Here is a 12896-nt window from a genome sequence, read left to right on the forward strand (position 1 = left end):
TCGATCAAATGGAATGTATAAAGCCGACCGGGATTTCCCGACATTTATAAATATTTAAGAGATAAATTGATCGAAAAACGAATTAAAACCAAGATACGCCTACTCTAGTTTCATAGTCAAGAGCCCTTCTAGTATTTTCTCGAAAATTAACAAAAAATTAATTCGACTGCACAATGTCAGAAAACTGTAGTTTTCTGACACTCCATGTGGTTTTATCGTTTCTTAATTGCTGGCTTAGAACGACGCGGTGCAACTTATCCAGCTTCCGGCAATTTCGATTAGAAATCCGTCCAACTGATGGCATCAATCCTCCAAAACCGCTTGCAACGATGCACCTCATCCCTTGAATGAACAAACTTTGCAAAGTCCGTATAACCCTTTCTTGGATCCCAAAGGGATCAAGCCCTCTCTCTCTTAAAAATCCTTAACTATCTCAATAGGCTTTTCGATCAATTTCATCCTTATCTCCTGGTCCGGCATATACAGTTGTTTTCTTCCGTCTTTCATCCATTTCCATTTTTTGCACACTTTCTCCAAGCCGATCGGGTAAATCGTGAGCTTGCCATCTTTGTCTATTTTTAGCCGCAGAAAATTCTTGTAATCCTCAATCGCCACGGCCGAATACGCCATGTTTCCATGAGTTTTGACTACATAAATGGCTGTGAAAAGGTAAGCCGCCATTATTATTGAGCCAAAAATCCACCCAAAGGCGGCAATGGGAATAGCTAAAGATAGAATTTTGCAGATACGATATGAAAATTCGGTATGCCCAATCGAGCTTTGAACATACCAAAATATAAAAAAGAAAGACGCTAAGTGTGTCAGCGCGTGAACAAACCCAAACAGTATTTTTCCCAAGCGCGTCTTAGCCTCAGCAAAAAATATTAACCCGATGACCACTATCAGGACCAAAATCAATGCAACCGGAGTATCCGCCAGACCGTTCAATATTTTGAAAAATATTTCCAGAAAACCACCGCCACTAATATCAAACCGGCAGACATAAGCCAGCAACAGGTAAAACGCAGCAGTGACCATGCCAAACGACCAGTTGGTTACGATATTCTTGAAGTTTTCAATGAACATATCTTGTGACCTTTTTTCATCTGGAAAAGAGATTTTCTTTTTGAATTTATTCCCGTTTAACGTGCCAATCAGTTCAGGATTACCGATCTGCGTAGGATGCATAAAAGCCCCACCGCCACCGGCAGTTATCTTATGTTTGATAGAGAGTGCACTTTTGTTCAGATCGTCGGTCTCGAATTCATAATGGCAATAATGATGAAGGTCTCCTGAGAGCATAACTTTGACCTTATTTTTCAGATTGTGACCTAAGAAAAACTCGAGTTCGCTAAACTCCTGCGGTGCATCGTCCAGCACTTCTTCACTCAATTTCTGAGCTTCTTGTTTAGAAGGTTTATCGCCATTGTGTTCTAAACGACGTATTTGATTAAGCTTAACTTCATCCAACCCGAACCCGGTCCAGTATGGAGTGGACGTACAAAGGATTATCTTGTCCCCCTCACCGAGGTGTTTCATTACCTCATTGAAATAGTCTTTCTGGGGTTTATCTATCGTGTTCCCAAGCTGTGTATCGGTAGCAAATATCCACCAGCCTTTAATTAGTTCTAAGGCAAAATAGCTTCTGTCCTGTAAGGTGTGCTGTTCTGCAAATCTACGTCTTTCACAAAATGTTTCAGAGAAAATAACCAGCGAATCATACCAGTCATGGTTACCGGGAATGGCAAACACGGTTGAATGATCGTTCTCTATGCCGCTTGCCTTGAATGCAAGTTCATAAGGTTTTTTAAGGCGATTATCGTAATCTGCAGCCGTAGCTCTTGGATAGACCTCATCTCCGCCGAAGATTAGGACATCTTCGAATTTAGTTTGATATTCACCATTTAGATCTTCTTCGAGAGCTGTATTGAAATTTATCTGCGGCCTCGTAACGCATTGCGCCATTGTATAAGTGGAATCAAAGCCGTCGCCCACATCAGAAATGTAGTTTACCCAAAGCTCATCAACTTCTTCACGCTCTTTTGCAACATCGCTCTGAGGGCCAAAAAGGGAAACGGGGATGAAACCTTGACGGGTATGAACATAGTAGTTTGCGGAAAGCGAAGTAACGCCGGGCAGAAACAGCCTTTTATCAGCGTGCTTGCCAAATAATGCAGAAACCACAACCTCCCTACCAGTTCTTATCAACTGGCGCGGTTCCAGCCATTTGACCATTTTTTCTTGTATTAGGCTGTTTCTACTCATGTGCTATATCGAAACCATTCCTTGCGATGCCTAAGTTCTTAGGACGTAAAGAAAAAAGGAGCAGTCCATGCGTCGGCTTGTTTGCGGTTGGAGTCCTTGCCGCCCATTTCCGTCACATGAATATAGCAATAGGTACCCGGTTGTACCCGGTATGAAAACTCCACGGTTTCACCGGCCGGTACAAAAATAGAACCGACCGATTGGCCGTCGAATATTATGTTCCTGACTCGGGCAGCCGGTCCGCCCGGCGCGTTATCAACAACAAGCTCGACTAAATAAGGCCCTTCGTTCTGGCTTTGCCCGGAATCACTATCAGCTCCTTGATCGATAAACACCTTGAAGGTTTTTAACTCACCGGCCGCCGGAACACTGATAATTGAACCCATCCACTGGTTACCCGTAAGGAACGCTACCGCCATCTCGTTGTCTTCAGACGCAAAAACTCTTCGGGCTTTGTAGGCGTCCACGAACGCTGACGGAGTTAGGCCATTCGCCCAAACGCCTGTCCTTGCTGCGGTGTGTCGGCCCCAGTTAGCACGATGATTGTCGTGATCGCCCACGGGTGCCAGCCGGAAGCCCATATTTAGATATTTGCGATAGTGGCTTTCTAAACTGTCACCGTCTTGGTGGGCGTTTAGTTCGGCGCTGTTACCATTGCCCCCGTGGGAGGAGCCGTTTATATGCTCGATCGCTACATACGTATCCATGAAGAAATTTACAAAATTATTATTGGCGTTGTTGCCCGTGAACGATTCACGTCCATACGCGGTCGCGGCTGAAACCTGGTTGGGATGATTCAATTGTACAAGCAGCAACGGGTTATTTTTCTCAAGGCCCGCGTGATTTAGGTAATTCGTGAAAAGCGATCTGAAGTTCCCGTTCGGGATATTCTGTGGCACAGGATTGTTCGCAAAGAACAAATTTACATGATTTCCGGAGCTTATTACACTCCATTCCATACCCGGAATGGCCAGAAATCTATTTTGATACGCATTATCGTTATTTATTTTGGCAGCGGCATCACGGATTAGTTTGTACCCGCCATCCGGCATTTCGTGACTGCAAAACTGCTGATTACCCTCTGGACCGTGCACATGATCGGTAACGGCGAGGAAATCCAATTTCCCGAGATCGGCGGCACGTTTATACGCCGCATAAGGTCCATTAGCTATCGCAAAACGCTCGTTGCTGTCAGAAAGAAGCAGCTGTTCAAAAATGTTCTGATCAGCCGGTTGAGGTTGGAAATCTGGGGATAAAACTGTGTGTGCGTGCATAACCCCCAGATAACACTTTTTTCCATTGAACGTGATGGGTGAGGCGGCGATCTTGCCGAGAACAATTGAAAATAATAGAAAGGTTGAAAAACAGTAACTCAATCTCTTCATCTCTTCCTCCTATCGAGACTTATTTCGAAGAGTACTTTTTATTCATATGCGAAGTCCTAGACAGTCAGACAGCGTCCATGGTGAATTGAAGCAAGATCGAAAACGCAACATGAAGCACGTCTCTGCTCCCGCCATATGAGAAAAGTCCTCCCGTTGATTTAGACCTGTGGTAATCCAAAACCCCTTGAAGTACTGCTCCTTTCACCCTTGGATTTGCGGAGAATGTAACTCTTTTTCTAGTATGTGTCAAGTTAAAATCGGGTGATCGAGATCCTCTGCGACTCCGATGATCATTAAATAGTCGTTGGTTATTTTCTTTGAAAAACTTGATAGTGAAGCATATCCCGAAAAAGACTGCCATGAAACCTTTTAATGTCGAAACCAAGTCCTTGATAAGCCTAAAAACAAACTGCCGCGTTCTGACGTTATGAAGTGAAAAAAAGATGCTCAACGACCAGCCTTTCGAGTAGGGTGACGAGATTATTGCATGTATTCGGTTATCATTCATAACACGATCGAGATATGCCTCCTTAGTAATCGAAGCAGAGACTTCTTGCAGCTTATCCACCGCATCCTTTGATGGCCGTAATCCCGTTATCTATCTCCTGGTCGGACTGCGCCCATTGGATAAGACTTAAGACGACCGTGCTTACAAATGACTGTTTCATACTTGAACTCCTTGGCTTGAAAAAGGACGCCTGAGACGCGGGGCAATTGCTATAATGTCGTCAAGATTTTTTACGAACTGGTCTTCCAGGCGGCTTCGGCTTTGGCGCTGACTCCTTTGTTTGTTCGGGTTGATACAGTTCCCTTAATGGCAAAAACCCTAAGTCCGCGAGTGCCAAATTGACTTCGAACTGCCGGAGTGCAGGGGAGGAACATTTTTCCGCTTTGATGAATTTTGTGAGTTCATCTTGGAGTTCTCTGTACGTTACATCGGCAACCATTCGATTGGGGTCTGTTCTATAATGAAAACCGTCGCTAAATCTATCTACGAATGGTGCTCTTACGAGATAGTACTCCGTCACTTCTTCTGATCTACCTATGATATTTGCGAAAAAATCCCTAATTTCCCTCGCCGGAATCGTTAAGGGTATGTTAAGCCACTCAATTTCTTTGTTCGTCTGGCAATTGTCTTCATAGGCCCGGTGATATGAAAAATAGGCCGCTCCAATTTGTACTCTGGCTCCCAGACCGCTAAAGTTTTGAAAATCGCCCTCATAAATTCTCCTCCAGAAGTTTACGTTCTTGTATTGGCTAATTGGGCCAAAATCATATGACGCAGGCGGATTTTTAGCTGACGATAGGTTCAGGATCTTTAGCAAATCGGCTGCTTCTCTGCGTTGGACGAGCGTTTGAGCTTTTTGAGCTATGGCCAGTTGTTGTCGTTCTACTTCTTCCTGCCTTTTCTTTTCCGCCGCTATTGCAACAGTTTCGGCCTTTTCGCGAATAACCGTTTCGCGGTAATCTGCGATGCTCGCTCCCAATTGTTTAAAATCAACCCTTTTCGCCTGCCTATCCCAATTTCTAAACATATACGTGCTCAAGGGGATGCTCCGTCTATTCGGACTAGTAATCGCGCCGACCTCTTCGATGCGAACGGGCGATTTAGAAAATGCGACATAGTACCCATCGATGTGATTCTCCACGTCCAAGCTTTGGATTTTATATACTCGCTTTTTAAGCATCGGAACAATAATTTCGTCGATGAGTTTGCGGTATGCCTCATTGTTTTCAATCCTTACGTTCTCGCCCCCTTTGAAAAGCACGCTCACGCCTATAACTCCGCTCTCACTGTACCAACAGTCGCCTAGACTGTAGCCGGGAGCGCCGTATATTTTATATAATTCGTTCTCGTACAGCAGCTCACTTGTGTTGTAGATATTCTTATCGTCCCGTTTATTTTCGGCCTGACTGCCGGTACAAGGTTTCGGGAAAGCGGCTCTACCAGTCTTCTCTCGACGTTCCAAAACAGCTTCTTGATACCCCGGACTTCCGTACTGCAAATGTTGCATCGTGTCCTCGGTCCATGCCTGGGCATTGTCGATTAGCTGATCCGCAAACCCTCGCTTCAGCCAATCGTCCGTGACGCACTTTTTAATCGTACTCACTATTTTCTTAACTTCGTCTTTTGACAACTCTGTATAGTCTCGACCAAAAATGCCGTGAAAGGCGGGTATGGACGCCTTTCTCATGGCGTAGGGGTTAACGTTGTCGAATGGGCTCATTTTGCCCCTGGGAATTGTCAGACGAGCAGAATCCAGCCACAAATTTATGGCATTGCACCGCTCCCGATCCGTTTGGGCGCTAAAAAACTGAGGATTCGCCGTAAATTCGGGCTCGTCCTGAGCAAAAAGTAGTGTTGAACAACTCGCAACAAACGCGAGTGAGAAAAGAAAGGTTCTTACTAATAAAGTGATCTTTTCCATTGTACCTGTTTCCCCCTATCCAATTTGTAATTAATGTGCGCTGGCTCATTTACATACTATTCACGATCAATTTGAAAAAACAATCTTGTTGTTTCTCTGGCATACCGGATAGCCCAAGGCGATTTGCAATGTTTCTATCATAGGCTCTTCTCGAAAAGAATCGGACATAGTCGACATCTGTGTAGATGGAACTGTAATCGGTATTCGGAGTGTACGAACACGGTTGAATCTTGCCTAGAGCAATTCCCATAAGAACAAATTCCAGCTTGGTTAGCCCCCCGTCTTTGCTATTTTCGCAAACGGCTTGGGCAGTCTCGTTCAACTGCTTTTCCAGATTTTCCCATTCGCCCAATTGCATATTAAATTTGTCTGCCGAGTCTGCCGCTGCGCTTTCCAAAGCCTTCAACTGGCGAACAATCCCCCCTATTTGAGATTCGCTTATTTTGCAGGGGTTACTGATGATTTTTGCATATGACTCCTTCTTCAACCCCTCGTATTTTTGTTTCGCGCTGGTGTTTGCCTCTTGGACTCCGGGAAGGCCCGCTCGAGTCTGCGCAGTGTGCGTCGGCGAGTCCGAGATCCAACGATCGCTGTTGCTTTCCATCAGAGCAACGTTGAAAATCGTGTCGCCGGCGAACTTAGATCCTTCAATGTCGTAAAGCACGGAGAACCATATTTTTTTCCCTTGGCGTGAAAAATAATTGGATATGCCCGATGCCAGCGTATTTGAGCTAATGGATGTTGTATATAGGTAGTTGTCCCGCACATCGTAGGCGCTTTCAATAACGTCTCCAGGCACAACCCCGGCATAATAAGCAGGACTGCCTTCCTGCACCGCCGTCACTTTCGGAAGTCTTTCAAGTTCGGCTTGGCAATTCCAGCCGCCGCATCGTTTTTGCGTTGTTTTCGCATAAATTATGTCCACTACCTTTACGCCGAGCAATCGAATCGTCACCTCCGCGGAGATCGGCTTACCCGGATTCATAACGGCTTCGGCCATCCGGTCCCGAACGAGGGTCGCAAATGCGAACTGTCGCTTAGACTTCGCGTCGACGTACGAATAACCAATCGTGCTGTCTCCGCCTTTTGATATCCAGACCGTGCCCTTATCCTGACAACTACCGCCGGCTTGGGTGAGCGTCTCCTTGAACCGAAGCATCGTGCTCTCGACCTTCTCCAAACGCCCCTCGCCCCTACAGCCTTCGTTTAGATATTCCACGGTGTAGGCGTTTCCTTTTATTGTTATTCTTATCGCCCAGGACCCCATCTGAAAGCCCCGAAAGTTCGCATTGCCCGACCAGACGCCGTCAGCCCATCCGGCCTCATTAGTCCTTTGGGCACACAGTATACCGGCAAGAGATCCGAGAATAAAAACCACCGAAAATAATCGCAAACCTAGTGCTGAAAAAGTGTTTATCATGATCATCATCAAACCTCGATTATTTTGCCCTGACGCATGACGAAACCTTACCATGGAGCCCTGAGCGGTAGACGGCGTTCACCAGAAAATATCTAAAATCGTGCAGGTCAAAGTTGTCCTCTAAAGCAAAAAGATATTTGGCCGGTAAGGCCACGCTCATTTCGCGATAAATGCAGGGACAGGCAACGGAAGGCTTGCTGTTCGGGAAAAGTTTTGAAAGTTTGCCGATACATTCTTTTTCGAAATAACTCTTCTCGCCGTTTGATGCTTGCAACGACTGACGGCCTTGGAAGAAACGAAGCAGGTTTGCAGAAAATGTTTTTGTCGCCTCGCCTCGGCAGCCGTTCGTAGAGAGCAAGACATTCATGTCACTATTGGTTTCGAGGGCGATCACGATCATATCTCCAACCCCGGTTACGACGGCTTCAAACAACCCGTTAACCGTCCGAACCTTAGCCTTCTTCAAGCCCTCCAATAGGTAACCGGCGGTCAATCCTGAATACACTCTCGCGAATTCGGGTTCCGCATAGATACCGGTGCCCACGTATCCCTCACTTTCAAGCACTTGAGTGGTAATCGGCATAGGCAAGCCCTTACCCCACGGCAAAAAGGTGGTTTGCGTACGGTAGTTCGCAACGTATTTTGTAATCTCGACTCTGTCCTTAGAAAGCTCCTCACCACAAGAAGCAGAAAAGGCTGTTACATAATTCTCAAACGCCATCTTGAGTCTGAGATTGTTCTCGACGCGGTTGAAGCGGCCGTCATGGATAAAGGAATATAGTTCCGGATTCTGCATCCCGGCAGTTAGGATTGCAGACCTATTACTGGTTTGAGCCGCTGAGCCTGTGACTCCCCAAAACATAACCTGAAGCAAAAGAAATGACATGCCAAACCTTTTGTTACGCAGATTTTTCATAGAGAACTCCTAACTACCGTCTTTTAATCATCTTCTTCTTGGATGAGTATGATTTGATTCACGATTTTAATACAGAATCGCATTTTTTTGCAGCTGCTTAAGTAGAATTTATTATCCCTCTCGACCTGCTGCCGACGAGGTTTCTGCCATCTCGATCGAGACATTGGTAGTTCCCTCGTTATAGGTCTCAAAGGCGGTTTCGGTTACACCTAAATCGTGCCAGCGCGACTCGAACGAGCAGAAAGATCGCCGATTGGGCGCTCGCCGCTAGTAGAGCGCCAAATTCTGTGGTCCACGATTCCAATAAACCACAGCAGGCCGGACGATAGTAAGGCGGCGATCGTGGTGCCTACAATAGGGATTCTCGGTTTCGTTCTCATGATCAATCACCTCACTCGCCTGTTCGAGAGCAACGGTTCAGTCAAAGCAGTCAGATGTGTAGCTATCGTTGAAGCTCCGTCAGTTCGTCTTCCAGTTTGCTAATCTGGTTGGACAGTTCGTCAAATCCTTGTTTTTCCACCTGCCAATTTCGTGTTTCGGCCGCGAGTTGCGGTTTGAGTCCGTTAATTTGTGATTGGATAGTTTTCTCACGTGAAGACGCTTTGTTGATCTCGCTCACCAGATGATCGGCCGATTTTTGAAAGTCCTCGCTGAATATGTAGACGCCGAGACAAAACAGTCCGACGGCTGCGCCCAGTTCTTTTGCGTCGTCGGAGAATACATTGCCTTCGCTCAACGCGACCGTGCCTGAGGCGATGCACGCAACGGTTCCTGGATTATCCCGCAACAAGGCCATCGCGGCGTTGTGATTTGCTTTTAGGTCCGAGGTCAGTTTGTTCGACTGGTTCAGCAGAGATTCATACCTTTTATAAGCTCCGTCCAGTCTCATCTGCAACACTGCTTTTTTTGGCCGCAGGTCGTCGAGTTCCGACTGAATTTTAGATTGCCGAATCCATCCGCAACCGAATGAGGTTAGAACGAGACATACACACGCGAAAATACTGGTTTTTTTGATCATTTTTTTCTCTCTATTTAATATTGACCTTTAGTTTCGGCATCATTTTCTGTTGGCAAAAGGGCCTACATGTGAGGTTTGGAGGAAACCCCGCTTCACGAGCCGCTCGCAATCGAAGCGATCAATTGCCACACGAAGCTTCTGATGGCGGTGTTGACCAGAATGAATATCATGGATACGACGATAAATATGAGCCATGCAACCACGGCATCGGCAAGCCGTCCGATCCAGCCGCCGATTGCCGCCAAAATAACTGCACCAAACAACATCCCAGCGCCGCCGTCGGACTCCAACCCGAATATTCCGCCCGCAAACAGCCCGATGACCGCAAAAATCTTTGCAAACGGTCCATGTTCGATTTCATTTCTTCTTCCCATGACTATTTCCTCTTGTTGGGGGAGAGCGTTGATTCGCCGAGGCTCCTCGACGCTCTCATTTCCGCAGATAATCACTTCTTGTTGTTCTGCTGCTGCTTTTGCTGCTGCTGTTGCTCCTGTTTCTGCTTGTCATAACCCGCTTGGTAATCCTTGCGAGCAGTGTCATTCTTAAATTTATTCGGATCCGCCTGCCCCGAACCCTGAGCCTTGTCATTTTGTCCTCGATTAAACCAACTCATTGTTTATTTCTCCTGTAATTTAATGATTGAAGCCTGTTGACCATCTGCAAACAGTGCAGCGACTTTCAGCCTTCAGAGCAATTCGACCTTCCTCGCTCCACTTGTCTAACAATCGGTTTGCGGATATTTTTAGTAAACTGTGAAAATAATTTAAGGTTAACGGTATCAATTCCCAAAATTTCGACACGCCCTTAGATAATGGGTCTTAGTCAACGAAAGATTTTTTTTCATAGTTGGTAAAAAACTGAACCTGCCAATTGTTTTATTTACAGGAGGCCAGAAGTTCGGCGTTCGACAAATAACGGTCGGAAGATTCAGATGTATGGAAAACGTGGAGAATAAACGAATTCGTGATTTCTACCTCGGCAACGACAAAGCTTGGGAAGAGCAGTCGGATGTGCAAACGAATCCGATGGTTCGATGGGTTGATCGGTGGTTCGCGAACCTACCGGAGGTCGAGCGCGGAGAGGTCGTCCCAGACTTTGAGATGAAATTCTTCGTCAATGTTAAGGAAGGACGTCGGGAAGCTGAAATCGTAATCAACGTCTTAAAGCAGATGGCCTCGGTCGGGGTCGAAGATGCTGAAACGGTGATCAGGCTACTCGAGACTATTGTTTCGGGTAGCAGCAAGCAACCTAAAACCATAGTCCGCTTATTGGAGCGGATGCCGATAGTCAAGGTGAAGGAAGCTGAAGCGGTAATAGATTTATTGAAAAACATGCCATCGGCCCGAATCGATAACGCTGACGCGATCAGGATCGAGATATGCGGGGAAAAAACCGGGTTTAAATTCTCGGCGGGGAATAGTTTTAGAAGTTGGTCTTATACGTGTCTCAAGCGTGATATTTTTAATCGCTTAAAGCGACGTGGCCGGATAGTTGAGGTAGACGAATCCGAGAATAACTATTTCGATTTGGTCGTCGCCCCGCAAGAACTTGAAACCGGTTTGGGCAGCGAGGACGAAGTCATGCAAATACTATCAACGACATTAGTAGGAGATGAACTTATCTATATGACCCTATGGTTTGAGAGGCTCAATGTTACAAAAGGCTACAAACCTCCCTCTCCTTCGACAGATCAGGTTGTTGCGGCCATATACACTTTGACCGGCAGGACGATTGGGGCAGCTTCTGTTTCTCTGATTAAACAAAGGTTTCTTATAGGGTCCCACCTGGCGTTGATCGAGAAATGTGAAAATCTCAATTCGTTAGCGAGTCTCTTCTTGCGAATGACCGAGATCGCTAACGTCGACGACCTCGCCTTCGAACTAATGATGGACAATATCTGGAACACCTTTCGAACGGACGAGGAGGCGGTGGCAGTTTCAAGGAAAATCTCTCGATCTCTATGGGAGCATAGAACAAACCTTACGCATAGAAGAGGCGTTCAACAAGACATCTTGATCGAAGCGTACGCTCACTTCAGGCATTTGATCCCGACCCGAAAGGTCTGCGCAAAGATTGAATTCTATGCCAACCATAGGTTTGGCAATCGAATCCGAGAAATTTTCATGACGAGAGGATAGAGGTAATGATAAACGAACGACAACCAAAAACTGACGAAGCACTTGATTATGATCCGGAGGTGTGGGAAGAACTTAATCAACATTTGTGGGAGGTGGTTACTAACACGCCTCAAGCACTTGCACGCTCTCGTGACCTCCATGAAGATTCCTCGGCGATTTCCGCGATGAATCTGCGAAAAGAGTCTTGTTTGTCGTTTGAGAGATGCGAAGAAATTGCTCATATTCCCGATACTTTAACATCAGGCGAGTCGCAACATCTTAAGGACTGCCGATACTGTGAGCAGCGAATTGCTGCCTGTCCACCTCTTTTGGTTTCGGAGCCCTTAAAGACACAGCAACAGTTTGGCACGGCGACCCGGGAGAATAAGGGCTTCATGACCGAGTTTTTGGACAGTCTGTCGGCCGTCTTTTCACACCCAATGCAGGTGGCCGCTTTTGTTGTGCTGATATCACTTATAGGCGCACTCGGTTTTTTTATGTTTCGCGGGTCATCGGAACCACAACGAGCGGCTGACCAACCGCGGAATGAGCCAGACTTGAACCTTATAGCTAGCGGCGACGAACGAATAGATTCTGTTCCACCTGGCTCTGAAACTCAGGTGAAACCTCACATAACAATGCCGACTCCTCCCTTGATAGATCTTCCCGAAACGGCGAAAAGTCCTGATCCTACAAAAAACGGACCGTCAATCGACAAAAGGGTCGATACTTCAACTCCACCGATTGACCTGAACGGAATTCCACGTGCGATGCATGCTTTCATCATTAACGTCCGCAATTCTGCGATGGTTACCGAGTCCACTGATCTCAAAAGATTCTTAGTCGGATCGTCCTCGCTGGTGCGTCGTGACAGAGTTCGGGGCGGAGCGAGGCCTTTAAGCCCCGTTCGCAAATCAATTACTGAAAGCCAACCGGTCTTTCGATGGGAAGCCCGAACCGATACCACCTTTGAGATCTCCCTCCTAAACTCGGAGAAAAAAGAGGTTGCCAGCGCTAAAAATTTGATAGATAATGTGTGGAAACCACCGTTCAATTTATCGCCCGGAATTTACTATTGGGGGCTTTCAACCATCGATAAAGACGGTAAGTATACCGCAAGAGACGTAGCTTTCAAGATCGTCGACCGGGCAGAAGTAGACCGTGTGAAGAGTGAGAACCAGTCGCATCTGGATAAGGCGAGCTACTTTATTTATGTCGGATTGTTAGACGAGGCGGCGGGGGAACTGAACGCGGAGTTAAAGAAAAATCCGAATTCGCGGAAAGCGCGAACCGTCCTCAGGCAGGTAATGGAATGGCAGCGAAAACTTCGATAGTTGGGAAGGATG

The 12896-nt window shown here is 46.5% G+C and carries 10 protein-coding genes; 2 read left to right on the forward strand and 8 right to left on the reverse strand.

What is annotated here, in order from left to right; translation table 11 throughout:
* Positions 1-414 precede the first annotated feature (414 nt).
* From IPL32_03400 to IPL32_03435, 8 genes are all read right to left on the reverse strand, one after another.
* Positions 415-2265 carry a metallophosphoesterase gene (locus IPL32_03400; protein ID MBK8464853.1) on the reverse strand — a complete coding sequence of 617 codons (1851 nt, stop codon included), beginning with the start codon at positions 2263-2265 and terminating at the stop codon, positions 415-417.
* A gap of 38 nt (positions 2266-2303) precedes the next feature.
* Positions 2304-3650, reverse strand: coding sequence for a hypothetical protein (locus tag IPL32_03405; protein MBK8464854.1), 1347 nt, complete (start codon positions 3648-3650; stop codon positions 2304-2306).
* A gap of 728 nt (positions 3651-4378) precedes the next feature.
* Entirely contained in the window at positions 4379-6079 is a 1701-nt protein-coding gene (locus tag IPL32_03410; protein MBK8464855.1) for a hypothetical protein, read from the reverse strand.
* Between the two features lie 49 nt (positions 6080-6128).
* A complete protein-coding gene (locus tag IPL32_03415) occupies positions 6129-7508 on the reverse strand; it encodes a hypothetical protein (protein MBK8464856.1) in 1380 nt (459 codons plus the stop codon).
* A gap of 10 nt (positions 7509-7518) precedes the next feature.
* Positions 7519-8415 (reverse strand): hypothetical protein, encoded by an 897-nt coding sequence (locus tag IPL32_03420; GenBank protein ID MBK8464857.1) that lies wholly within the window; start codon positions 8413-8415, stop codon positions 7519-7521.
* Positions 8416-8857: 442 nt separating this feature from the next.
* Positions 8858-9433, reverse strand: a complete 576-nt coding sequence (locus tag IPL32_03425; GenBank protein ID MBK8464858.1) for a hypothetical protein — start codon at positions 9431-9433, stop codon at positions 8858-8860.
* 92 nt (positions 9434-9525) lie between these two features.
* Positions 9526-9807 (reverse strand): hypothetical protein, encoded by a 282-nt coding sequence (locus tag IPL32_03430; protein ID MBK8464859.1) that lies wholly within the window; start codon positions 9805-9807, stop codon positions 9526-9528.
* A gap of 71 nt (positions 9808-9878) precedes the next feature.
* Positions 9879-10046: a hypothetical protein gene (locus IPL32_03435; GenBank protein ID MBK8464860.1), complete on the reverse strand. Its 168-nt coding sequence runs from the start codon at positions 10044-10046 to the stop codon at positions 9879-9881.
* A 322-nt stretch (positions 10047-10368) separates the two neighbouring features.
* On the opposite strand from IPL32_03435, the gene IPL32_03440 reads away from it, so the two are divergent.
* Positions 10369-11571 carry a hypothetical protein gene (locus IPL32_03440; protein ID MBK8464861.1) on the forward strand — a complete coding sequence of 401 codons (1203 nt, stop codon included), beginning with the start codon at positions 10369-10371 and terminating at the stop codon, positions 11569-11571.
* Positions 11572-11576: 5 nt separating this feature from the next.
* On the forward strand, positions 11577-12884 hold the full coding sequence (locus IPL32_03445) for a hypothetical protein (protein ID MBK8464862.1): 1308 nt from the start codon (positions 11577-11579) through the stop codon (positions 12882-12884).
* Positions 12885-12896: the final 12 nt, after the last annotated feature.

Source organism: Chloracidobacterium sp. (genome assembly GCA_016711345.1).
In the GTDB taxonomy this organism is placed as follows: Bacteria; Acidobacteriota; Blastocatellia; order Pyrinomonadales; family Pyrinomonadaceae; genus OLB17.

Coding starts and splice junctions, on each gene's coding strand:
- IPL32_03400 (MBK8464853.1), bottom strand. CDS start 2,265: ATGAGTAGAAACAGCCTAATACAAGAAAAAATGGTCAAATGGCTGGAA.
- IPL32_03405 (MBK8464854.1), bottom strand. CDS start 3,650: ATGAAGAGATTGAGTTACTGTTTTTCAACCTTTCTATTATTTTCAATT.
- IPL32_03410 (MBK8464855.1), bottom strand. CDS start 6,079: ATGGAAAAGATCACTTTATTAGTAAGAACCTTTCTTTTCTCACTCGCG.
- IPL32_03415 (MBK8464856.1), bottom strand. CDS start 7,508: ATGATGATCATGATAAACACTTTTTCAGCACTAGGTTTGCGATTATTT.
- IPL32_03420 (MBK8464857.1), bottom strand. CDS start 8,415: ATGAAAAATCTGCGTAACAAAAGGTTTGGCATGTCATTTCTTTTGCTT.
- IPL32_03425 (MBK8464858.1), bottom strand. CDS start 9,433: ATGATCAAAAAAACCAGTATTTTCGCGTGTGTATGTCTCGTTCTAACC.
- IPL32_03430 (MBK8464859.1), bottom strand. CDS start 9,807: ATGGGAAGAAGAAATGAAATCGAACATGGACCGTTTGCAAAGATTTTT.
- IPL32_03435 (MBK8464860.1), bottom strand. CDS start 10,046: ATGAGTTGGTTTAATCGAGGACAAAATGACAAGGCTCAGGGTTCGGGG.
- IPL32_03440 (MBK8464861.1), top strand. CDS start 10,369: ATGGAAAACGTGGAGAATAAACGAATTCGTGATTTCTACCTCGGCAAC.
- IPL32_03445 (MBK8464862.1), top strand. CDS start 11,577: ATGATAAACGAACGACAACCAAAAACTGACGAAGCACTTGATTATGAT.